Source organism: Pseudoalteromonas sp. bablab_jr011, from assembly GCF_016464045.1.
Lineage (GTDB): Bacteria > Pseudomonadota > Gammaproteobacteria > Enterobacterales > Alteromonadaceae > Pseudoalteromonas > Pseudoalteromonas lipolytica.
In genome coordinates this window covers 1-22,482 of sequence record NZ_JACDWU010000239.1, presented here as the reverse complement: position 1 = coordinate 22,482, position 22,482 = coordinate 1, and the positions used below count along the sequence as shown (strand labels likewise).

General features: G+C 42.3%; 22 protein-coding genes. 4 read left to right on the top strand and 18 right to left on the bottom strand.

The window, feature by feature from the left end; all coding sequences use genetic code 11:
- Positions 1–40: 40 nt before the first annotated feature.
- Positions 41–2,320: an acyl-CoA dehydrogenase gene (locus JIG41_RS14495; protein WP_199524999.1), complete on the bottom strand. Its 2,280-nt coding sequence runs from the start codon at positions 2,318–2,320 to the stop codon at positions 41–43.
- A gap of 208 nt (positions 2,321–2,528) precedes the next feature.
- Between JIG41_RS14495 and JIG41_RS14490 the strand changes: the two genes are divergently transcribed.
- Complete coding sequence (locus JIG41_RS14490; protein WP_199524998.1) at positions 2,529–4,373, top strand: M2 family metallopeptidase; 1,845 nt, start codon at positions 2,529–2,531, stop codon at positions 4,371–4,373.
- A gap of 57 nt (positions 4,374–4,430) precedes the next feature.
- Here the strand turns inward: JIG41_RS14490 and JIG41_RS14485 are convergent, their stop codons facing one another.
- The 11 genes from JIG41_RS14485 to JIG41_RS14435 all read right to left on the bottom strand — a co-directional run bounded on the left by JIG41_RS14485 (position 4,431) and on the right by JIG41_RS14435 (position 15,033).
- A complete protein-coding gene (locus JIG41_RS14485) occupies positions 4,431–5,219 on the bottom strand; it encodes a putative porin (protein ID WP_036969325.1) in 789 nt (262 codons plus the stop codon).
- A 220-nt stretch (positions 5,220–5,439) separates the two neighbouring features.
- On the bottom strand, positions 5,440–5,814 hold the full coding sequence (locus JIG41_RS14480; protein WP_036969326.1) for a PH domain-containing protein: 375 nt from the start codon (positions 5,812–5,814) through the stop codon (positions 5,440–5,442).
- A gap of 2 nt (positions 5,815–5,816) precedes the next feature.
- On the bottom strand, positions 5,817–6,725 hold the full coding sequence (locus tag JIG41_RS14475; RefSeq protein ID WP_199524997.1) for an ABC transporter ATP-binding protein: 909 nt from the start codon (positions 6,723–6,725) through the stop codon (positions 5,817–5,819).
- A complete protein-coding gene (locus tag JIG41_RS14470; RefSeq protein ID WP_036969330.1) occupies positions 6,722–7,540 on the bottom strand; it encodes an ABC transporter permease in 819 nt (272 codons plus the stop codon). Before JIG41_RS14470 ends, JIG41_RS14475 begins: the two co-directional genes overlap by 4 nt.
- A 112-nt stretch (positions 7,541–7,652) precedes the next feature.
- Entirely contained in the window at positions 7,653–8,831 is a 1,179-nt protein-coding gene (locus JIG41_RS14465; RefSeq protein ID WP_199524996.1) for a cystathionine beta-lyase, read from the bottom strand.
- A 17-nt stretch (positions 8,832–8,848) separates the two neighbouring features.
- The gene (nudC, locus tag JIG41_RS14460) at positions 8,849–9,766 is read right to left on the bottom strand and encodes an NAD(+) diphosphatase (RefSeq protein WP_036969334.1); all 918 of its coding nucleotides are present in this window, start codon (positions 9,764–9,766) and stop codon (positions 8,849–8,851) included.
- A 168-nt stretch (positions 9,767–9,934) separates the two neighbouring features.
- Positions 9,935–10,729, bottom strand: a complete 795-nt coding sequence (nagB, locus tag JIG41_RS14455; RefSeq protein WP_180311498.1) for a glucosamine-6-phosphate deaminase — start codon at positions 10,727–10,729, stop codon at positions 9,935–9,937.
- Positions 10,730–10,943: 214 nt separating this feature from the next.
- Entirely contained in the window at positions 10,944–12,074 is a 1,131-nt protein-coding gene (gene nagX, locus JIG41_RS14450; RefSeq protein WP_180311497.1) for a transmembrane glucosamine N-acetyltransferase NagX, read from the bottom strand.
- Positions 12,075–12,138: 64 nt separating this feature from the next.
- A complete protein-coding gene (gene nagA, locus JIG41_RS14445) occupies positions 12,139–13,251 on the bottom strand; it encodes an N-acetylglucosamine-6-phosphate deacetylase (RefSeq protein WP_196857694.1) in 1,113 nt (370 codons plus the stop codon).
- Positions 13,251–14,165, bottom strand: coding sequence for an N-acetylglucosamine kinase (gene nagK / locus JIG41_RS14440; RefSeq protein WP_036969344.1), 915 nt, complete (start codon positions 14,163–14,165; stop codon positions 13,251–13,253). The genes nagA and nagK overlap by 1 nt, the downstream gene beginning before the upstream one ends.
- Positions 14,166–14,538: 373 nt before the next feature.
- Entirely contained in the window at positions 14,539–15,033 is a 495-nt protein-coding gene (locus tag JIG41_RS14435) for an NYN domain-containing protein (protein WP_081759726.1), read from the bottom strand.
- Positions 15,034–15,189: 156 nt separating this feature from the next.
- Here JIG41_RS14435 and JIG41_RS14430 point away from each other — a divergent pair, with 156 nt between their 5' ends.
- On the top strand, positions 15,190–15,807 hold the full coding sequence (locus JIG41_RS14430) for a hypothetical protein (protein ID WP_074989714.1): 618 nt from the start codon (positions 15,190–15,192) through the stop codon (positions 15,805–15,807).
- Entirely contained in the window at positions 15,804–16,550 is a 747-nt protein-coding gene (locus JIG41_RS14425; RefSeq protein ID WP_036969349.1) for a DUF3307 domain-containing protein, read from the top strand. Before JIG41_RS14430 ends, JIG41_RS14425 begins: the two co-directional genes overlap by 4 nt.
- Before the next feature lie 62 nt (positions 16,551–16,612).
- On the opposite strand, the gene JIG41_RS14420 is transcribed toward JIG41_RS14425, so the two are convergent.
- Complete coding sequence (locus JIG41_RS14420; RefSeq protein ID WP_065979349.1) at positions 16,613–18,019, bottom strand: DEAD/DEAH box helicase; 1,407 nt, start codon at positions 18,017–18,019, stop codon at positions 16,613–16,615.
- A 161-nt stretch (positions 18,020–18,180) separates the two neighbouring features.
- Positions 18,181–19,023 carry an isopenicillin N synthase family oxygenase gene (locus tag JIG41_RS14415; RefSeq protein WP_036969353.1) on the bottom strand — a complete coding sequence of 281 codons (843 nt, stop codon included), beginning with the start codon at positions 19,021–19,023 and terminating at the stop codon, positions 18,181–18,183.
- Positions 19,024–19,259: 236 nt separating this feature from the next.
- On the opposite strand from JIG41_RS14415, the gene JIG41_RS14410 reads away from it, so the two are divergent.
- Positions 19,260–20,147 (top strand): MBL fold metallo-hydrolase, encoded by an 888-nt coding sequence (locus JIG41_RS14410; RefSeq protein WP_199524995.1) that lies wholly within the window; start codon positions 19,260–19,262, stop codon positions 20,145–20,147.
- A gap of 17 nt (positions 20,148–20,164) precedes the next feature.
- Here JIG41_RS14410 and JIG41_RS14405 read toward each other — a convergent pair whose 3' ends face one another.
- Genes JIG41_RS14405 through JIG41_RS14390 form a run of 4 tightly spaced genes read right to left on the bottom strand, consistent with a single transcriptional unit; the run spans position 20,165 to position 22,305 of the window.
- A complete protein-coding gene (locus JIG41_RS14405; protein ID WP_409372737.1) occupies positions 20,165–20,896 on the bottom strand; it encodes an alpha/beta hydrolase in 732 nt (243 codons plus the stop codon).
- A gap of 3 nt (positions 20,897–20,899) precedes the next feature.
- Positions 20,900–21,484 carry a GNAT family N-acetyltransferase gene (locus JIG41_RS14400; protein ID WP_074989717.1) on the bottom strand — a complete coding sequence of 195 codons (585 nt, stop codon included), beginning with the start codon at positions 21,482–21,484 and terminating at the stop codon, positions 20,900–20,902.
- 30 nt (positions 21,485–21,514) lie between these two features.
- Complete coding sequence (locus tag JIG41_RS14395) at positions 21,515–22,105, bottom strand: pentapeptide repeat-containing protein (protein WP_312000527.1); 591 nt, start codon at positions 22,103–22,105, stop codon at positions 21,515–21,517.
- Positions 22,102–22,305, bottom strand: coding sequence for a hypothetical protein (locus JIG41_RS14390; protein WP_199524994.1), 204 nt, complete (start codon positions 22,303–22,305; stop codon positions 22,102–22,104). Before JIG41_RS14390 ends, JIG41_RS14395 begins: the two co-directional genes overlap by 4 nt.
- Positions 22,306–22,482 lie beyond the last annotated feature (177 nt).

Here is a 22,482-nt window from a genome sequence, read left to right as displayed (position 1 = left end):
AAAAAAGCCTTGCTCTTGCAAGGCTTTTTTATGCTATGAGCTACAGCTCACCGGGGGCAAAGTTATCAACAGCAATGGCTCGTTTTCGCAGCGCATTTGCTTCATTCATTCGCTCAACAACCGTGTCGTTAATCAAGTTTTTCTCTGCCGCTGCCGCTATCGCATCTTCAAGCTCTAAATTACGGCCAATGGTGCCCTCTTTTTGCCACTTGCGCAGCTGCTTGAAGTCTTCATGAGTATCAATCATCGCCATAAAGGCATTTTCCATTACACCCGTCCCCGCATTCTCATCTACATAGCACAAGTGTGTTAACCTATCTCTGAACACCCCAGGTTTACTCATGTGCTCACACATAGTTTGCGCCAGCTCATCACTTGGGCGGTGATAATGGTTACCTAATGGAAACACAATACGTTTAAGTAAAAAGTTCACTACAGGGTTTGAGAAGTTTTTGAAAAAGCCATCAAATGCTTGGCCAATACTAAACAGTGAATGTTCTACTGCGTATTGAACAAACGGTAAATCGGCCTGTTGACGCCCTTCATCTTCGTAACGTTTAAGTACACAAGAAGCTAAATACAGGTGGCTTAGAACATCGCCTAAGCGTGCTGAAATCATTTCTTTGCGCTTTAACTCGCCGCCTAAAACTAACATCGCTACATCGGTGCAAAACGCTAAACCTCGGCTCATGCGCCCTAATTGCTTATAATACACAGAAGTGGCACCACTCACAGGCGCTTTGGCAATATAACTACGCGTTAAACCGTGTACAAAAGCCATCCCCGCATTACTGCCAGCAAACAAAATATGCTGTAGTAGTAGCGCGTCGAACTCTTTTAACGCTAAGTCGTGATCTTCCATTGCAGCAGCTTCCATTTCTTTAAGTACAAATGGATGGCAGCGGGTTGCGCCCTGACCAAAAATCATTAAATTACGGGTAAGAATATTCGCGCCTTCTACCGTAATAGACACTGGGATCCCCATATAACCATGAGCTAGATAGTTATTAGGCCCGACTTGAATTCCCTTGCCTGAATGAATATCCATTGCGTCGTTCATTACTGTACGACCCATTTCTGTCATATGGTATTTGGCAATCGCAGTGACTACCGAAGGGCTCAATTTTAAATCAATGGCTCCTGCGGTCATTAACCTTGCAGACTCAAGCGTGTAAGTTAACCCGCCGATGCGTGCCAAAGCCTCTTGCACTCCTTCAAATTGACCAATAGAGACACCAAACTGTTGACGAACAGTGGCATAGGCAGATGTCATCCGTGAAGCTAAATGCCCGGTTGCTGTGCTTAAGGCGGGTAACGAAATACCGCGGCCTGCGCTTAAGCATTCAACCAACATACGCCAACCTCGTCCTGCACCCTGCTTTCCACCAATAATCCAATCAAGCGGAATAAATACATCTTTACCGTACGTGGTGCCATTCATAAACGCCATATTCAATGGATAGTGGCGCTCACCTGTTTGCACGCCTTCGTGGTCGGTTGGAATTAACGCACACGTAATGCCCAGCTCTTTTTTATCACCTAGTAAACCATCGGGGTCATACATTTTAAACGCGAGCCCCAACACGGTCGCAATCGGTGCAAGCGTAATGTATCGTTTCGACCAGTTAAGTTTTAAACCAATGACTTCTTCGCCATTAAACTCACCTTTACACACGACACCCGTATCAGGAATACTCCCTGCATCTGAGCCGGCCTCAGGTCCTGTTAATGCAAAGCATGGCACATCATCACCTTTTGCAAGGCTTGGTAGCCAACGCTCTTGCTGCTCTTTTGTACCGTAATGAAGCAGTAATTCTCCCGGTCCTAAGCTATTAGGAACCATAACCGTCACAGCGGCTGTTAGACTCTTAGTGGCAATTTTAGACACAATGGTCGAGTTAGCAATTGCCGAAAATTCACGACCACCAAACTTCTCTGGAATGATCAGTGCAAAGAAACCTTCTTTTTTCAGGTAATCCCATACTTCTTTAGGCAGGTCTTTATCTTTTTGAACAATTTGATAATCGTCGAGCATTGCCAGCAAGGTTTCTACTTGCTCAGCTAAAAATGTACGTTCTTTTTCGCTCAACTCAGGCTTAGGAAAGCGATGTAGCTTTTGCCAATCAGGGTTACCACTAAATAACTCACCATCCCACCAAACATCACCCGCTTCCATTGCTTCGCGTTCTGTTTGAGATAAAGGCGGTAATACCCTTTTAAACATACTAAATGTAGGTCGCGTGATCAGGTTTATGCGAATATCTTTCACAGCAAAAATCACAATCACAGCAACCAGTAACAGAATAATTACAGTAGTCATTGTGCAATCCTTTTATTTTAATCAACTGCCTCAAGTATGACTGATCGTGCCATAAATACAACGTGTCAAATCGTAACGGTGACTCAATTCGGCTCTTCGCTTGTTCTTTTTTTCGACACTGCTATTATGCCACTACCATACTAAAACTACTGACACATCAGAGCTCAGCCAGTAGTTCGATAACAATAACATTCTTTAGGGAAAAACTATGAAGACTCCATTTAAGCTCAGTGTGAGTGCTGTAATGGTCGCAAGTGCGTTGGCACTTTCTGGCTGTAACGACGAAGCGCCTACTGCGAAAATAACGACCACGCAAACACCACCCCAAGCAACAGCACAAGATGCAGATAAATTTATCGCAGAAACAGAAAAAGAATTAAGTGCACTGTTTTTAGAATCGAGCCGTGCTGAATGGATTTACGCAAACTTCATTACTCATGACAGTGCTGAGTTATCAGCAGAAGTTAATCGAAAAATGACTGAATCTGTTGTGCGACTCGCTAACGAAGCAGCCAAGTTTGACAGTATAGAGCTTGATTACGATGCGCGCCGAAAACTCGATAAACTAAAGCTAGCTCTCACATTGCCTGCACCTCAAGATGCAGCAAAAACTGCTAAGTTATCACAGCTTGTGGCTGAACTCGGCGGTATTTATGGTAAAGGGAAATATTGTAAAGAAGAGGGAAGTTGTTTAAGCCTAGGTGAAATGACCGCTAAAATGGCCACCAGCCGAGACTACAACGAACTACTCGATTTATGGCAAGGTTGGCGACAAGTATCAAAACCTATGCGCCCGTTGTATGAACAACAGGTTGTGCTAACCAATGAAGGCGCTAAAGAGCTAGGTTACGCAGATACAGGTGCAATGTGGCGAAGCAAGTACGATATGCCTGCTGATGATTTTGCCAAAGAACTCGATCGTATTTGGGGTCAAGTTAAACCACTTTACGAATCGCTTCATTGTCACGTTCGTGCAAAACTGGGTGAACAATATGGTGAAGATAAAGTACCCCAAGACCAACCAATCCCAGCACATCTATTAGGCAACATGTGGGCACAAACGTGGGGCAATATCTATGATGTTGTTGCGCCTGAAAACGCAGATCCTGGTTACGATGTGACAGCATTGCTTGCTGAACACGATTACGATGAACTAAAAATGGTTCGCGGTGCAGAAAAATTCTTTACATCAATGGGATTCGCACCACTTCCTGACACGTTCTATGAACGTTCATTATTTATAAAGCCTCGTGATCGTGATGTGTTGTGTCATGCCTCTGCATGGAACATCGATAGTAAAGACGATTTACGAATTAAAATGTGTATTCAACGCACAGGCGAAGAGTTCTCAACTATTCACCACGAGTTAGGGCATAACTTTTATCAACGTGCCTACAACACTCAACCGGTTTATTATCAAGAAAGTGCGAACGATGGTTTCCATGAAGCAATTGGCGACACCATTGCCCTCTCGGTAACGCCGGGTTACTTAAAAGAAATAGGCCTGTTAAATGAAGTGCCTGATGAGTCTAAAGATATTGGGCTATTAATGAAAATGGCTCTTGAGAAAGTCGCCTTCATTCCATTCGGCCTGCTTGTCGACCAATGGCGCTGGAAGGTATTCTCTGGCGAAGTAACACCTGAAAACTATAATAAAGCATGGTGGGAGTTACGTGAGAAATATCAAGGTGTGCAAGCGCCAATCGCTCGAAGTGAATCAGACTTTGATCCCGGTGCAAAATACCATGTTCCAGGTAATGTGCCTTATACACGTTATTTCTTAGCCCATATTTTACAGTTTGATTTCCACAGAAGCCTTTGTGAAATTGCGGGCAACGAAGAAGCCATCCATCGCTGTTCTGTGTATAACTCTAAAGAGGCTGGAGAGAAACTAAATGCAATGCTTGAAATGGGCTCGAGTCGTCCATGGCAAGAAGCACTTGCAACCATTACCGGTAAAGAACAAATGGATGCCACTGCAATCTTAGATTACTTTGCACCATTACAAAAATACCTTGATGAACAAAATAAAGACCGTGAGTGCGGTTGGTAAACAACCTAAAGCAAAAAGCCCGCATATGCGGGCTTTTTCATATCATCAAATAAATGATTAGAACTGCAGGCTAACGTTTGCGAAGTATGCATCGTAATCTGAGTCATCCCAGTTGTTTGCATAACCCACTTTTAAGCCCACATTTTTGTTGAAATAATGTTGAGCACCAAAGCTGTAATCATCTTCTTTGTTAAATGTAACAAATGCCGATGTTGCTTTTGAGAAATAGTAGTTAGAACCTAACTCCCATGAACTACCTGCATTATCAGTATCAGAGATAGTCCCTTCAACCGTTAAGTAATTACCTTGTTTAAGGTCCATGAAGTACTTCGCATTCACTGCGCGATAATCAAAGTCATCATCCGCTGTTAATGTGAAGCCCACGTAATCTGTGCTGTTTAGCTGGTGATTGTACTTAAGATCAAACATCACCGAATTTTCACCGTCTTCAACGTCGATGAATGTCGCTTTTAACAGTAGGTTCGGATTAAAGAAATAACCCGCAGATACGTTAAATACATCTGTGCTCGAACCATAGTCATAATTGTTATAGCCCGCACCGAATACGAAATCTTTTACAAAGTACTCACCGCCAAGACCCGTCACATCACCAAAGTCATCATCAGCATACGAACCATACACGTTGGTTGTTTTGTTGATGTATTCAAATTGATCATACGGACCTAATGTCGTCTTTGGAGCAAAGTAGTAAGTTGAATCAACACTCACAGTGTCGTTGCCATCGGTGTCCATGTACCCTAAATGGCTAATTGATTGATAACTATCCGCAGCAGTCGCGGCAGTTGACAGAAGCATACTTGAAATAATAACTGCTAACTTTTTCATAAACAGATTTCCCTATTAACATTGTTTTATTGCTATTAAAAACTAGCCTGTTGGCTAATGTGGGCACATGCTAACGTGAGAAAACTGAACAACAACTTAACTAAGCGTTTGTTTTTACTATACTAATTGTAATAAAGTGTCGGTAAATGTAAAGAAAAAGTTGGCTTAAACGGATGTTCAAAGCCCCCTTTTTCTAGAAAAGAACAAGCAGTTCAGTACCTTATATAGAGAATTGGCTTATAATTTTATAAACTTCATTAATGTTATCTCCGGCCTTAAAGTCTTTAGTGATTGGTGTTGGATCTGACCCAACCCAAATTTTCAACTCCGCATCTAAATCAAAATGACCGGCACTTTCCTTACTAAACTTGGTGATTTTTGAATAAGCAATACTCAAAATTTCCATTTTAGAACCAGTAACACCTTGTTTATCAATAAGGATTAGTCTTTTATTGGTAAAGATAAACATATCGCGTACAACCTTGTAGGCTTTTTGTACGCTTTCTCCTTCAATTAATGTATTGGCAATTAAATGCTCTAAGTCACTGTTATCGACTTCGCTTGCATTCCCCATTAACCCACTTAATAGACCCATGATTAGCTCTCCTTATTAAATATTTGATTTTCAAGTGTATGACCATTAACCAATTGGCGATAGTGCCAACCTTGTTGATAACAAAAATGAAGAAGATTGATATCAAATGGGTCAGCGCCTTTTTCAAACTCTATAACATATTCTTTTGATTGACTCATATAGACATGGTTGACCTCTGACAAACTTGATAGTTTGGTCTCTACCCCGTCGTATAATTGACTCAGTTGCAAAGTGATATAATGTTTGTTGTCCTGACTTGTTGAACGAGCTTGATGCTCGCTTAACACACCTTGGTCTAAATGCAGCACTTGAGAGCATAAACGTTCGAGTTCAGTTAAATCATGCGAGCTCAAAATAAAAGTCGCTTCATTGCTAAGTGTACTGACAAGCTCGCGCACTTCACGCGCATGAATCGGATCAAGGCCAGCGGTTGCTTCATCTAGCATCACGATTTCAGGTGTGCCTATTAATGCTTGCGCAATTGTGACACGCTTGCGCATACCATGCGATAAATCATCAGGGCGCTGTTTAGCTACCTCAGCCAAACCAACCAGCTCAAGTACGCGTGCGGTTTCTTTGTTGCGTACCGCATTGCTTAAGCCTTGTAATTGACCATAAAAATTAAGTTGATGGGCAATGCTAAAGCGCGGGTCCAGTTGAGCATCTTGTGGTAATGCAGTGAGCTTACCAAACAAGGCCGCACTGCCCGGTTTATGTCCCATTACCGATAAACTTCCTGCGCTAGGTAAAATGTAACCACAGAGCAAACTAAATAGCGTTGTTTTACCGGCTCCATTTGGCCCAACCAATGCCACTGGTGCCCCTTTACTAATTTCGAAACTGACATTATCGAGCGCGCGTTTGCTGCCATAATTTTTCGATAGACCTTCGCCACGAATTAATACGGTCATAATGAACTCCTTGCAAAAATACGCTCAGCCACAACTAACAAAACAGCTGTCTGCAGCAAAGGTAAACCGACACCTAACATCAGCCCTGCCCTTTGCCCTGCCATAAGGTCAATTTGATAACCTGGAAACAGATAATTTAACACCTCAAAAATAGGCCATTGCCAGCTTAAAAGACCAATAATAATGTTCCCTGCTGCAAAAAATAAAATAGCCAAAACAAAGGATAATCGTGCAGAACGTGCAAACGTATTTAAAAAACTCATTAACGCGATAAATGGCATAACGGTGATCACTAAATGCAGTAATAAAACAACACTGCGGCTAAGCCCAGATACAAATAAGCTCGGCTCTCGGTACGCTAACATCGAAACAGTGGCCATTAAGGTCACAAATAAAAGTACGGTGAGTATTAATAACTGCCCTAAAAAGCGACCTATAATTATTTCGCTACGCGTCGCTCTCAAGGATAAAAAGCGCAGTGTGCCGCGTTGTTTATCTCCCACGGTTTGGTCACTGCATAAAAATAAACAAAAACCAGGAAAACTAAACAAAGCAATAAGCCAATACACCGCAAGCTCTGATTCTGGCCAATCGAGAAGTTTACTAATTCCGATAGCACCAAACATTTGCCTCGCAAAATCGGCAAAATCTGGCGAACTTATTAAGCTAACAGATTGCGCTATGGGGTAGCGTAAAATTAATAACCAACAAATGGCAAATGCGGCAACGGCTAGTAACCCTCTTTTGGTTAAAAAGAGTCTTACAAGCTCAAATTGTGCAATTTGCGCAAGGCGTTTAGGATGTAACTGCGTCACTCATAATCCTTAATGAATTTTAATATTTAATTTACACTAAGGTGAAACAGCTTGAATTACCAGAAAAAAAGAGCCGATAAACGGCTCTTATGTAACAAAGTATATTTTCAAGTTAGAGGTGCTGCTCATAAATGGCGAGTGCTTGATCTAAATCGGCTAGCAAATCAGCCACATCTTCTAGGCCTATATGTAAACGTATCACAGGGCCTTGCGTCCAACCTGTTTCAGAACGCAGTCCTTTCATGGTTAAGTTTGCCGTGACGAGGCTTTCATATCCTCCCCATGAAAAGCCCATTTTAAAATGCTGTAAGCTATCTAGAAATGCATCAATGGCTTGCTGATTACCTGCTTTCATTACAAATGAAAACAAGCCATTACTGCCATCAAAGTCACGCTTAAAGAATTCATGCCCTGGGCATGTTTCGAATGCAGGATGGCGTACATGATCAACCAATGGGTGGGTTTCAAGCCATGTTGCAACGTCAATTGCAGCTTGCTCATGTTGTTTTAGTCTCACAGCCATCGTACGAAGGCCGCGCAATGCTAAATACGCATCATCTGCTGAGGTACATTGACCCAATAAATATGAGTTTTCTCTTAATGTTGGCCAATATTTTTTATTTGAAACCGCCACACCCATCATTACATCGGAGTGACCAACAATGTACTTTGTTGCAGCTTGAATACTGATATCAACACCGTGCTCAAGTGGGCGATAAAGCAAACCGTTCCCCCACGTATTATCGAGCATGGTCATCACACCACGTTCGTTTGCTTTAGCAACCATCGCTGGCACATCTTGAATTTCCATGGTGATTGAGCCCGGCGATTCTAAAAATAGCACGCGGGTGTTGTCTTTTATAAGCGCACTAATGCCCGCGCCAATGCCTGGTGGGTAGTAAGTGGTTTCTATGCCCAAGCCCGCCAGTATTTTATCGCAAAAGTCGCGTGTCGGCTCATAAGCCGTGTCGACCATTAAAATATGATCACCCGTTTTTACAAACGACAATAAAGCGTTACTAATAGCCGCAGCGCCTGATGGATAAAGCGCACAGCCTTCGCCACCTTCAAGTTCAGCGATGGCTTCTTGTAATGCAAAGTGTGTTGTTGTTCCTCGTCTGCCATAAAACAGTGTTTTATCACCCCGTTTTTTTGCTGCTTCTTTTAACTCTGCAACTGAGTCGAATACCACCGTTGACGCACGTTGCACTACCGGGTTAACAACGCCTTGCGTATAGGCTTTCTTACGCCCTGCAGAGACGAGTTGGGTATTTCTATTTATCTTTTTCATTTGTTTTCCAATCTGCTTTACAGGTTGCGCCAGTGCTCAACCAAAAATCGTGAAATAGAATCTTGTCGTGTTAGCTTAAGGTGATTGCCTTGTTCATGCCATTGCCCAAATTCATTAAGTTCAGCACGACTAAACCATCTCGCATCGTCTAATTCGTCTTTATCAACTAAGATATCTTCTGACACGGCGGTTGCCATAAAACCAAACATTATAGAGGAAGGAAATGGCCACGGTTGAGAGGCAATGTATTGAATCTCTGTCACCTCAATCCCCGCTTCTTCCATTACTTCGCGTGCAACGGCTTGTTCTAACGTTTCGCCAGGATCAACAAATCCAGCAAGCGTTGAATAAACCCCTTCGGGCCAACTGGCTTGGCGACCTAGTAAACAGCGCTCAACGCCATCAGCAAAGGTTTTTGTTACAATCATAATAACGGCAGGATCAGTGCGCGGGAATGTTTGATGTTGACAGGTTTGATTTTCACATAAGCGTGAATGACCCGCTTCAACCATGTTATTTTCATGACCACATCGACCACAAAAACGATGCGTTGCATGCCAAAAGCATAAACCTCTGGCAAGGGCTGCAATAGAGCCTTGTTTAAGTTCAACTTGAGGGCCTAACTTGCGAATATCAACAAATTCAGCACCATCAAGTACGGGGGCTATTACCGATTCTGGAACGTCACTTACATCCAATGCAAAATGAGCAATGTCCTGCTCATCAAGGCCAAGCAAAATGCCTTTTGATAAGTCTAAATGATCCACTTGCGATAACCGTAAATAACATACTTGCGGCGTATCTTTTACGAATAAACTTTGATTTTTATTAACCAATAACCAGCGGCTTTGCGAATTTATTTGTGCCTTTAGCCACTTAGGATCTTTGCGACGATTTGATGCACGGTCCAATGGCATTTGAGAGTAATTCAGCATGACGTTCCTTTGAAATAATTTACATCTTCTACTCTAACCATTTAAAGAAACTACGTTTTAGTATCCTAAAAAGGTTCGTCTACGAAATTACCATAAGCTGATGATAAACCCAATTTATAACGGGCATAAAAAAAGCCCAAATGGGCTTTTTTATGCTCTCTCACAATTTTACAAGCTCGCTAGGTGTGCCTGTAATTTTTGGTTTTCAGCCTCTATGTGCTGATAAAACGCTAAATCTTCTAATTTACTTGCAGCAGCTTTATCGATAATAATCACTGCATCTTTGTGTAGCTGCAATGCTGATGCTGGGCATTTCGCCATTAATGGGCCTTCAACCATCGCATGTACAGCATCGGCTTTACTTTCACCTGTTGCTAGCAGCACCACTTTTTTAGCGTCGAGAATGGTGCCAATCCCCATCGTAATTGATAAATGAGGCTGGTATTCGCCCTCAGCAAAAAAACGCGCGTTATCATCTATCGTTGCTTTAGTCAGTGTTTTAACACGTGTGCGTGATGCAAGCCCTGACGACGGCTCATTAAAGCCAATGTGACCGTTACGACCAATGCCCAGTAATTGCACATCGATGCCGCCCGCATCGACAATTTTTTGCTCGTAGTCTTTACACGCAACCAAAGGATTCTCTGCATCCCCTGGCGGCACATGCGTATTGGCTTTATCGATATCAATATGATTAAACAGCTGCTCATTCATAAAGTATCGGTAACTTTGTGGATGCTCACCTGTTAAACCTAAGTATTCATCTAAATTAAATGTTGTCGCTTGGCTAAAGGAAATATCACCCGCTTTATTTTTAGTAATGAGTTCTTGATATAGCGCAACAGGTGTTGAACCTGTTGCGAGACCAAGTACTGACGCTGGCTTTTTTAATAATTGTTTTGCAAAGATGTCAGCACCATAGGCTGCGACTTGTGCGGCATCATCAAGAATCACTATTTGCATATCGATTAGCTCTAATTTTAAGTTGGAAAAAAATGGGATCTAAAACCCAACCACACGTGCAATCTAATTGGGTTTTAGATCAAGCCACTGCCAGGATACGGTACAGTGACTACAACCATTATGACAACGCTGTCATTATCACTTTTAGATTTAAGTTTGTAAAGTAAAAGTGAATAAAAAATAACTGTTTTCGACAAAAAATGGGGCTATTTTGTCATACACTCACGAAAATTTTGCGGCGGTACATCCAATGTAACACCAGCATTTGAACGGCCAGTAATGCAATAACACTCATTAAAGGCTGCCATATTTCTGGTGTTGAGCGGATCACTCCACCAAACACACTTTGGCTTACATAGCCCCAATTCACCAAACTTGATGCCAAATAAATAATAATTGAATTAGCACCAATGATCACAAATGGATACGCTGCTCGCTGGCCTGGCAGAATATCCACCAGCGCGTAAAACACAGCAAGTAACATCGCACTCCAGCCAACAGTGACCAATACAAACGAACTCGTCCATAATTCTTTATTTACCGGAAAATGTAAGTCCCATAACCAGCCTAAACACACACAGATAACCCCTGAGGCAAACAGTATCACCGACATTTTCCATTCACCCATTTGCTGAGCTCGGGCAATAAGTTGGCCTGCAAACACACCGATTAAAGCATTAACAATCGCTGGAACATTCGACAGCACGCCTTCTGGGTCAACGACACGGTTTTGATAGCTAATGCCTGGTAATAAATGTGCATCAAACCATGCATTCCAACTCCTCGCTGCAGATAAGTCCCCTGCACTGCCACCGGGTACTGGCACAAAGCACAAAAGGACCCAATAACCGACTAAAATAGACAATGCCGTGATAACTTGAGTACGCAGACTCGTGTGCCACACTAGCATGGCACAAAAAAACCACGCGATCGCAATGCGACCAAGTACACTGGCATAACGGATTTCATCAAGCGCCACAGGCATGCCTGTGCCCCAACCATGATTATACAAAATCCCTAATAGGCACAATAATAACAAACGCTTAGCTGCCTTACGGTAATACACTTTACGCTCATCCCAACTTAAGTGGTCAATGCGCTTCGGTGCAAGCCCCATAGCAACGCCTGATAAGAAAATAAATAACGGGAAAATTAAGTCATAAAAAGTAAAGCCATGCCAGGCACTGTGCACAGTATGTGCTTCAAATACTTTCCAGCCAGTCCAGCCTGTTAACACAAATAGCGCTGCGAATATCGACTGACCACCTAATATCCAAAACATGTCCATGCCACGAAGCGCATCTAATGAGGCTAAACGTTTTTTTGTAGGGTGTGTTGTTGTCATGTTATTACCTCGAATACAAAAAGCCCCGCGATACAACGGCGGGGGTTTTTACCAGGGAAGTTAATTACAGCGCTTTACCAGCAATAAAAGTAGCTGTCACACATTGATGCTCATCAAGTACGACAAAATCGGCATCATAGCCTTCTAGTAAGCGGCCTTTTTTCTTTAAACCGAGGTACTGTGCAGGATACAGTGACGCCATGCGTAATGTTTCCGCTAAACTAACATCTAAGGTATTCACGGTGTTTCGCACCGCGCTTGCCATGTCTAATACACTGCCCGCCAACTCGCCCGTCGTTGAATTTAAACGATCACCTGTTCGAATTACTTTTCGACCATCAAAAAAATCAAATTCCATATCATTTGTACCCACAGGTGGCATCGCGTCTGTGACTAACATGATTTTCCCACGTTGCTTGGTACGAATTGCCAACTTGGCTGATGATGGGTGTACATGGTGACCATCAACAATCAATCCGCACCAGCTGTTATCATCCCAAAGCGCGGCACCAACAACACCAGGCTCTCGAGAAGTGAACGCTGACATAGCATTAAATAAGTGTGTAAACCCATCGGCTCCCGCTGCAAGTGCTGCATTCGTTGTCGCAAAATCAGCATTCGTGTGACCAATAGATACTTTTACACCACATTCGATTAAACGAGCAATGTCGTTGGTACTGACACTTTCAGGTGCCAAGGTCACCATTTTTATACCCAAGTCTTGACGTGCATAAATCGCAAATTCTTGTTCTGTTATTGGTCGAATGAATTGCTCACTGTGCGTGCCTTTTTTAGGGAATGATAAATGTGGGCCTTCAAAGTGTATTCCTAGTACCCCAGGTACCCCCTCAGCAAGTGCTTTGGCTGTTGCATCAGCCGCCATCGCCATTACTTCAACTTTATCGGTGATCAAGGTGGGCATCAGTGCCGTAGTGCCAAACTGACCATGTGCTTTCGCTATTCGGTCTAAGCATTCTGTTGTTTGCTCAGCATTAAAGAAGGCACCGCCTCCTCCATTCACTTGTACATCAATGAAACCCGGAGCGACTAAGCCATCTAATTCAATCGCATTATCAACAGCATCAACAAATGTCATCACCCCATTTGCAACACTAAAAAAAACATTTTCTAAAAACTCGTCACCGGTAAACAATGACGTAGCATGATAAGTAGCCATTACAGAGCAACCTCTTGATTTTGTTCGAGCACTGATTGTTGTGCGAAATACACAGCGCCCATTTCTGGTGGCTGAATAGGCGCTTCTACGCGTTTTGCTATCTCAGTATCAAGCCATTTATTAAGGGGCTCTGCTAGGCCGCCAATCATCGATAACCGAGGAGGCTTATTTTCAAGTAAACGGTGCGCTAATTTACTCACATAATCAGCACCATCTTGAACGATAGCAGTGGCAACCGCATCGCCATTATTAGCAGCGTCAAACACATAGCGCGCTAGTTTTGCATAACTACTTGAAGGCTGTCCCGACATTTGCTCAACAATACCCATCGCATTTTCAGCAGAAAAATGTTCAGTAATCACTCTTGTTAAGCTCGTTGAAGGCCCTAAGCCATCTAAATTAAGTAATGCGGCTTTAATTGCTTCTAAGCCCATCCATGCGCCACTTCCTTTGTCGCCTAACGCAAAACCGTGGCCACCAAAGTTAGTCGTGCGACCATTTACGCATGAAAAACCACATGAGCCCGTGCCTGTAATAATAACAGCGCCATCACTGCCCTCATGTGCCCCTATACACGCGGTGTGTAAGTCGGTCGTTAAGAACATTTGTTTGAATGGATGATCCCATTCCATAATTTTATCGTAAAGGCTCGGAAGATTTACACCCGCTAATCCTAAGCCAGCATAAAGTTGATGAACCGTTTCAAGGGGTAATCCCGCGTCTCGAAGCGCTAGCTGTGTGGAAACCATGATTGATTCAAGTGTGCGTTCCAAACCATGTAATGGATTCGCTGGACCACCCAGGCCGGTTCCTAATACACCCTGTTTAACAGAGTAGATAGTTGCTCGACATTTCGTTCCGCCACCATCAATACCAATAAACAACTGGTCCTCACTCACACTCTTCGCCATCATTTAACGACCCCTAACCTTCGTTTAGTTTTTGTCTCAATCGCACTTTTTTTCTTATCTGAATGCGAAATCATCTCGACCCATGTTGATTTAATGTTACACAACAAATGACAGCGTTGTCATTATATTTTTTATAAAAATTAGCATTAGTTTCATATTTATTCATAATCCACTGAATTAAATAGCTTTATTTAAAGATAAGAAATTTTAATTCTCCACCAAGGATGGCTGATAACGCTTTCATTCACACCTTTTTTGGCATAAATCTGGTTTTGACAAACCACGTTTCCTTTATTTGTAATCAGTGTAACTCATGTTAGCTTAGCTGAAATAATACTTTATTTAAATATTTTATTTATTATGGAATAATTTTTCTTCACTTACCGAGCAACAAAGAATCATCAATACAATGAAACTCAGCAGCAGCGTGTTTAAGCACATCGGCAGTAAGGTATTCAGCGCCATACACATCGCAAGGAATGTGGTAGTTGTGTGCTAGGTGGCCAAGCAATAAGGCAAAGTCACCATCGCCGGAGAGCAAAATCATTTTATCGAGTTGTTTTGCATGCTCAAGCATATCAATGGTGATACCAACATCCCAATCCCCTTTTGCGCTCCCGTCGCGGCGTTGAATAAAAGGTTTAAGTTTTACCTCAAAGCCAATCGCACGGAGAATATTTTGAAACTGAGACTGTTTCTCATCACCGCGATAAATTGCATACGCAATCGCGCAATCAATCTGATACCGTTCGCTCATTTTCGCCCAGAAGGCATTGTAATCAAAATTCTTTTTATAGCTCTCTCTGCAGGTATAATAAATATTCTGCACATCAACAAAAATGCCGACTTTTGGCTTATCAACTGCTTGCATACTGATTCTATTCTTAGTGGTTTGATCACACTGTAGCATATCTTGGTTGAAATTTACGAAAGAGTAACCTAAATTGGTTACATAAAACAAAGTAACCGAATTTGGTTACTTATCGCGATGTAACCGAATTAAGTTACTTTAAAAAGGAAATCCATAATGATAGCGGTGATCAGTGGTGATTTAATTAAGTCACAAAAAATCCCCCAGCAAGAATACGACGCGATGCTGTATCAGCTTGATCAGAGTCTACGCTTTATTGCTAATCGGTTCGACGCTGACTATACCATTTACCGCGGCGATGCTATGCAACTGCATCTAGCGACGCCTGATACAGTATGTTGTGCGGCGATACTTTTATATTTGCAAATGAAAGCCGCTAATTATGAGCTCAGACAAAGCCTGGCCATTGGAAAGGTTGATAATCCACGGGCTGATATAAAAACAGCCACAGGCAGTGCCTATACTCTATCTGGCCGGGGGTTAGATAATATGGGCCATCAACGACTCATTTTACAAATAGACAATCAGCCCCTTGACGAGGGTTTTTTACTCAATATTGAACTAATTGAAGTATTACTTGAAAAAATGAGTCAAAAACAAGCAAATGCGTTATTTTATTATTTAACAGCAGAACACAACAATCATGCCGAACTTGCTAAAGAACTCGCAACAAGCCGAGCCAATGTCACAAAACTTTTAAATTTAGCTCACTACCAATTAATTGAACGTTTTATGCAGTACAGCCAAACCACACTCAAAGGAATGACAACATGAGTTTTTCATTACTTATCGTAAGCTTAATTTTAGCGCATTTAATTGCCGACTTTTACTGGCAACCCATGAGCTGGGTGCATGACAGAAATACACGCCACTTTCGTGCCAGTAAACTTTACTTACACGTGCTCACCCACGGTGTTAGCTCATTTTTGGTGCTATTACTTTGGGAGTTTAATTATGGTTGGCAAGCGCTTTCAAGCGTCGTTATCGCCACGGCAGTAATTATGGTTACACACTATGTAATCGACCTTGCTAAATCTTACTCAAGTAAAGGCGTGGTTCCTTTTATTGTCGACCAACTTGCACATTTAGTTGTCTTGTTGTTACTGGCTATATGGTTAAGCGACAACGATGAATTTTTTACACATAGCTGGGAATGGTTGATACAACCGGCGACATTATGGGTGCTGTGTGGCTATTTATTGGTTTTAAATCCAACAGCGGTGTTTATTCGCATGATGTTAGAGCGCATCACATCTGGCTTTAGCGCCACTGGCAGTTTACCAGCCGCAGGACAAAGTATTGGCATGCTTGAGCGCGTATTAATGCTAACATTTATCTTACTGGACCAATTTGCAGGCGTTGGCTTTTTACTTGCAGCAAAATCCGTATTCCGCTTTGGTGATTTAAGTGCCAGTAAAGATAAAAAACTGACTGAATACGTTATGCTCGGTACCTTACTCAGTGTCAGCATGACTTTATTCATTGGCTTAGCGGTTAATTACCTCAAAGCAGTGTGACTTTGCAGACCCATAAAAAAACGCGCCAAAATAGGCGCGCTTTTTATTAATCAACCGATAAATTAGCTGTTATTTGAGCCACCGTTTTTAGGGCGACGTTTGCGTTGAGCATTCCCCCCTACAGACTGACGCTTAGCCCATGGGCTTTGTGTTTGCTCGTCACTTCCTTTAGTGGCATTAGATTTTTTTCCCGAACCACCACGGCGTGGACCTATGCCACTGCCATTGCTATTTGGTTTTTTACTATCCGACTTCGGCTTAGAAAACGGCTGTTTGGCTTTTTTCGGCTTTTTAGGTTTAATTGGGCGTGCATCAAGCTCTCTTTCAGGCACGGGATTGCTTGGTTCAAACCCCGCTTCAGTCGCGCGCGGGATCAATTCACCAATAAAACGTTCAATACCGTATAGATCAATGGCATCCTCGGCTGTCACAAACGAAATAGCATGCCCAGAAGCACCTGCACGACCAGTTCGACCAATACGGTGTACATAATCTTCGTACACATTCGGCAAGTCGTAATTGATAACGTGTGGCAGCTCAACAATATCAAGCCCTCGGGCTACGATATCTGTGGCAACTAATACACGTACTTCGCCATTTTTAAAACCTTCAAGCGCTTTAACACGCGCACCTTGCGATTTATTACCATGAATAGCCGCGCCCACAATGTCATCACGCTCTAACTGTTTAACCAAACGGTTAGCACCGTGTTTGGTACGGCTAAAAACTAATACCTGTTGCCAATTGTTGGTACGAATCAAATGGCTCAATAGGGCTGTTTTTCTTGACTTATCAACCGCGTAAACCGATTGTGACACGGTTTTTGCGGTGGTGTTTTTAGCTGCTACAGAAATCTCGACTGGGTCGTTAATAAGTCCCTTTGCTAAGGCACGTATTTCATCAGAGAACGTCGCTGAAAACATCAAATTTTGACGCTGAGTAGGTAACTTCGCAATGATACGTTTAATATCGTGAATAAAGCCCATATCAAGCATACGGTCGGCTTCATCAAGCACTAACACTTCTAAGGTATCAAACTGGAGCGCATTCTGATTATGTAAATCCAGTAAGCGTCCCGGTGTTGCAACTAAAATATCAACACCTTTACGAAGGCGCATCATTTGCGGGTTAATTTTAACGCCACCATACACCACAAACGAACTAATATTAGAATGCTTAGCATATTCCTCTACGTTTTCGCTCACTTGTAATGCAAGCTCACGTGTAGGTGCAAGCACAAGCGCGCGCACGCGATTTCCACTTGCCTTTTTGCCTTTGGCTAAACGCTCGATTAACGGTAAAGTAAAACCTGCTGTTTTGCCTGTACCGGTTTGCGCCGCGGCCATCACGTCTCTACCCGCTATAATCGCAGGGATCGCTTGTGTTTGAATAGGCGTAGGTGTTTCATAGCCTTTTTCTAAAACTGCATTAACTAAAGACTGTGATAATCCTAAGCCATCAAAACTCATAGTGTCTCTCAAATTCAAAAAGTCAGCTGAATTGCCGAAGTGCGCGCATTATACCTATGATAGCCAATAATGCATGGAATTATTTTATAACGGCGATTTATTGGTATGTGTATTAAAGACGAAAAAAGCGGCCTGAGCCGCTTCTTTCTAGTCGTTTGCTTTTACTTAACGCCTAGCTCACGTAAACGTTCTTGTAAATAACTATCGGCAGTATAGCGCTCAGACAGTACAACATCTGGACGCGGGTGAAGGAATAACGGTAACGAAATGCGTGATTTCGTTGACGCTTTACCCGTTGGGTTGATCACACGGTGAATAGTCGATGGGAAGTAACCACCCGACGCTTCTTGTAACATGTCACCAATATTGATGATCAGGTTACCAAAATCACACGGAACATCTAACCAACCGCCATCTGTTGTTTGTACTTGCAAACCTGGTTCGTTCGCTGCTGGTAAAACCGTTAATAAGTTAATATCGCCATGTGCAGCGGCGCGAATCGCACCCGGCTCTTCATCACCCGTCATGGGGGGGTAATGTAAAATACGTAGAAGTGTTTGCTCAGAGTCTGCAATCATATCTTTAAGATCGATAGAAAACTTAGCACGCACGTCTTCTGGTGCTTCAGCTTGAACCCAGCTTAAAAGTGTGGCTGCAAACTCATTGGCTAAGCGATAGTACTCACGAATTTCTTCTTCTAATTGTGCGGGCACTCGGCCTTTAGGATAAACGTGGTAGTACTCTTTAATATCTTTTACGGTAAAGCCTTTTGCAACTTCAGACACAGACGGCGGGAAATAACCATCTTGTGTTTCTTTTGAGAATAAAAACGCATGCTTTTGCTCAGAATTAAAGAATTCTTGCCAATTTTTATAGATTGATTCAACTAATGACTGAGGAATTGGGTGATTTTTTAATACACCGAAACCTGTGTTTCTTAGTGACTCAACAAATTGAGCGGCCGCATCGCTCGCTTTATAATCAACGGTAGGTAAATGTTGCATTGTCTTTTCCAGTGAATAAGGTTCTAGAAGTCTGTGCTAAGCATAGCATTTCTTCATTATAGCGCTTCGCGAGGATAGAGAAACGCAGTTAAAAATATAAGGACTTATGTCCTCCCCTACAGGCTGAGTTCCTGAAATTTGACACAGATCAACTAAACTTTATCGACTATAATACACACGCTAGAACGCACTTTAATGTGCTTATTTAGATACGTTTCAACGTAAAAGGATTGTTTATGTTCGCCAGGCTTCACCTTGTACTTTTCAGCTTACTAATGCTACTCGGTCAATATACCTTTGCAGTAGAACAGACAAGCTATAAGGTTGAAAATATTAAAGACAATATATACCGCTTTAGTGCCGGCCATTACCACAGCGCCTTTATGATCGTTGATAAGGTTGCATTAGTGACTGACCCACTCAATAGTGATGCCGCACAATATTTAAAAAGTTATATAAAGAAAACGTTTAACGCCGACATTAAATACATGGTGTACAGCCATAGCCATGTTGACCATGCCATGGGCGGTAATGAACTCATTGATAAAAACACCACCGTCGTTTCTCATAAGTTTGCCGCTGACGACCTAAGATTGAATAAAGTGCCGACAGCCCTGCCTGATCTGACATTTAGCGATACATTAACGTTGAACCTAGGTGAGAGTTACGTTGTGCTCAATTACTACGGGCCAAATAATGGCCGAGGTAATGTCAGTATGCGTTTTATGCCAGCTAATGTACTTTACGTTGTTGATTGGATTGTACTTGGCCGCATGCCTTATAAAAACCTCATAGGGTACGATATTAACGGAATGCTCTCTTCCACAAAGGCCATTCTTAATGAGCCACCTTTTGCTGTGTTTATAGGTGGGCACGCTGATACTGGCAACCGCGATGATGTGGTGTCTTACTTACACTATATTGAAGACTTACATGCAGCCGTTCGCGATGGCATGTTAGCAGGCAAAAAACTCTCAACCTTACAAAAAGAAATTACTTTAGAGAAATACAGCCATTTAAAAATGTATCAACAATGGCTGCCACTAAATATAGAAAGTGTGTATAACAACCTCGTTGAGATGGGCTATTTTAATTTCCGCAGCGATATTGATGCCCAGTTTTAACTGAATATCAAAAATAATTAATAGCGTGATAAAAACGCATCGAGCTCTTTGCGCATACGCTCGACCAGTACTTTTGGACCACCATCATACATATCATTATGGCGAGAACCTGCCATTGTTACTTGTGTAACAGGGTATAAAGCCAACTCTTGCTGTGTGAGCAATACGTTGTCATCTGCAGGGTAGTCACTGCCGCGTAGCGTAAGCACAGCAATGTTTTTATTACGTGGTATCAGCATACGACGATGATCAAGGGTGATCACTTTACTCACTTTCGCTGGGTAAATAGCGGCATACAAGGCTGCAATATCGCCGCCATTTGAATGCCCAAACAAGGTTAACTGGTTAAAATCATACGCAGGATAACGCCCTTTAAGTTCATTCACTAAAAACACCAGCGTTTCTACACCGCGATGCCAATTTTCCATCCGCGTCGTCATGTAAGGCGGCTCAGGATTTAAACTTGGGTCACCGTTTAATTCATGCGCAACTTCAACCGTTAAATAACCATGCTGATGAAAAACCTGCTGCGCAAATTGATAATCTGTATGCGCCATACCGTAACCTGCGCCAATAAAAACAACGGGGCACTTTTTCTGCGCGGTGCATTTACTATCGGTAGGCGTTATCGTCACTGGAATATGGCGCGATCGTTGGGTATCAAACAAAACCTCAGTTTCAGTAGCAATGGCTCGCTGTCCAAAAAGCGTAAACGCTAATAACAAAGTTATTTTTCTTAGAGTCAACACTTTCTACTGCTCTAATTTATATTCTAAACTGCGTTTAACCATCGGCCACTCGCCATCAATAATTGAAAACACCACCGTGTCACGCACATGCCCATCGGCCATTACTTGGTGGTTTCGAAGTACACCGTCTTGTTTAGCCCCTAAACGTGCAATAGCATTGCGTGATGCCATATTATGCCAATGAGTACGAAACTCTACAGCAATCACATGCAGCGTTTCAAAAGCATAATTAAGCAGTAACTTTTTGCATTCGGTATTGACGGCTGTGCGCTGAAAGCGCTTGGCATACCAGGTATAACCAATTTCTAAACGGCGGTTTTTAGTATCAATATTACAAAAACGGCTTGAACCGATAACCTCGCCACTTTGCTGGTCTATAACTGCAAATGGTAATGCTCGGCCCTGAGCTTGTTGCTCAAATGCCATGGTTAAATAATCATCAACTCGCTCTTCATTGGGCACAGAGGTAAACCATAATTTCCACAACTCACCATCTGCGGCTGCATTTACAAGTGCATCACGATGCGCTGGTGTTAATGGCACTAATTTAATAAATTTTCCTTCCAAGGAGGTGGGACTTAAATTCATGGCTTTCCTTAATCCTATTAGTAATGGTACTTAATCCACCAGCTCTATATCGAGCCCGGCGAGTAAGTCCAAAGCTGCATAACGCTCTAATTTAGCTTTACTTATATTATTAGCGGTTATATCAATAGCAAAATGGCTGGCGCCAATAAAATTAGCTTTACTGAGATTCGTTTGTTGAAACACGCTGTCACGAAAATCAGTATCAGTAAAATCAGCAGATGATAAATCCGCATGCCTAAAATCAACATCTTTGGCAAAACAGCTGCGCATTTTTAAGGCCTTTAAACTGAGTTCAAAAAAGCTGCTATGGCTAAGTTCACAGCCAATAAAACTCACAGGGGCACGGGTGGCAAGCAGCGGCCAATCAACATCTGTAAAGCGTACACTGGTTAATTTACACGCTTTAAAGCTCACCTCTTCAAGTGAGGTATACTTGAGCCCAAGCGCCGCTAAATTACAGTTTTTAAACTCGCATTCTATAAACCGACAGTTTTCAAACTGGCTGTGGCTAAAGTCGCAATCGATAAATTCGCATTGCTCAAATTCGCAATGCGAAAATGTTTGCCCTGCTAGGTTTACTTCAAAGGTGTGTTCAAAATAAAGCGAATGGCTTGTGATCACGCGCTCGTCTCAATATCTTTTTTAAGCGCCAGTACAGCAATAAATACCAGACCAAATAAAGGCATTAAACCTAACAAACCACCGATAATAGCGACAATGATGGGGGTTGTCGTTTTACGTTTACCGAGGTAACTCATTACAGCAAAAAACGGAACTAAAATAAGCATTAAGTAATTAATAAAGCTGGCGTTTATATTCATACCACTCCTTGAAATACACCATATAAAAATTAATTTATGTCTCGTCCTAAAATACGTTGACGGTTTTAATTGAAGGCCAGTAGCTTTTGCTCCTGGTCTTTTTTATGCACTTGGTTTGGGGTTTCCATGCCTAAACTCAAATGCGGCCTCATTTCATTGTATATTACTATTGATTCT

Excerpts from the sequence above, each read along its gene's own strand:
- JIG41_RS14495 (WP_199524999.1), bottom strand. The coding sequence starts at position 2,320 with ATGACTACTGTAATTATTCTGTTACTGGTTGCTGTGATTGTGATTTTT.
- JIG41_RS14490 (WP_199524998.1), top strand. The coding sequence starts at position 2,529 with ATGAAGACTCCATTTAAGCTCAGTGTGAGTGCTGTAATGGTCGCAAGT.
- JIG41_RS14485 (WP_036969325.1), bottom strand. The coding sequence starts at position 5,219 with ATGAAAAAGTTAGCAGTTATTATTTCAAGTATGCTTCTGTCAACTGCC.
- JIG41_RS14480 (WP_036969326.1), bottom strand. The coding sequence starts at position 5,814 with ATGGGTCTATTAAGTGGGTTAATGGGGAATGCAAGCGAAGTCGATAAC.
- JIG41_RS14475 (WP_199524997.1), bottom strand. The coding sequence starts at position 6,725 with ATGACCGTATTAATTCGTGGCGAAGGTCTATCGAAAAATTATGGCAGC.
- JIG41_RS14465 (WP_199524996.1), bottom strand. The coding sequence starts at position 8,831 with ATGAAAAAGATAAATAGAAATACCCAACTCGTCTCTGCAGGGCGTAAG.
- nudC (WP_036969334.1), bottom strand. The coding sequence starts at position 9,766 with ATGCTGAATTACTCTCAAATGCCATTGGACCGTGCATCAAATCGTCGC.
- nagB (WP_180311498.1), bottom strand. The coding sequence starts at position 10,729 with ATGCAAATAGTGATTCTTGATGATGCCGCACAAGTCGCAGCCTATGGT.
- nagX (WP_180311497.1), bottom strand. The coding sequence starts at position 12,074 with ATGACAACAACACACCCTACAAAAAAACGTTTAGCCTCATTAGATGCG.
- nagA (WP_196857694.1), bottom strand. The coding sequence starts at position 13,251 with ATGGCTACTTATCATGCTACGTCATTGTTTACCGGTGACGAGTTTTTA.
- nagK (WP_036969344.1), bottom strand. The coding sequence starts at position 14,165 with ATGATGGCGAAGAGTGTGAGTGAGGACCAGTTGTTTATTGGTATTGAT.
- JIG41_RS14435 (WP_081759726.1), bottom strand. The coding sequence starts at position 15,033 with ATGCAAGCAGTTGATAAGCCAAAAGTCGGCATTTTTGTTGATGTGCAG.
- JIG41_RS14430 (WP_074989714.1), top strand. The coding sequence starts at position 15,190 with ATGATAGCGGTGATCAGTGGTGATTTAATTAAGTCACAAAAAATCCCC.
- JIG41_RS14425 (WP_036969349.1), top strand. The coding sequence starts at position 15,804 with ATGAGTTTTTCATTACTTATCGTAAGCTTAATTTTAGCGCATTTAATT.
- JIG41_RS14420 (WP_065979349.1), bottom strand. The coding sequence starts at position 18,019 with ATGAGTTTTGATGGCTTAGGATTATCACAGTCTTTAGTTAATGCAGTT.
- JIG41_RS14415 (WP_036969353.1), bottom strand. The coding sequence starts at position 19,023 with ATGCAACATTTACCTACCGTTGATTATAAAGCGAGCGATGCGGCCGCT.
- JIG41_RS14410 (WP_199524995.1), top strand. The coding sequence starts at position 19,260 with ATGTTCGCCAGGCTTCACCTTGTACTTTTCAGCTTACTAATGCTACTC.
- JIG41_RS14400 (WP_074989717.1), bottom strand. The coding sequence starts at position 21,484 with ATGAATTTAAGTCCCACCTCCTTGGAAGGAAAATTTATTAAATTAGTG.
- JIG41_RS14390 (WP_199524994.1), bottom strand. The coding sequence starts at position 22,305 with ATGAATATAAACGCCAGCTTTATTAATTACTTAATGCTTATTTTAGTT.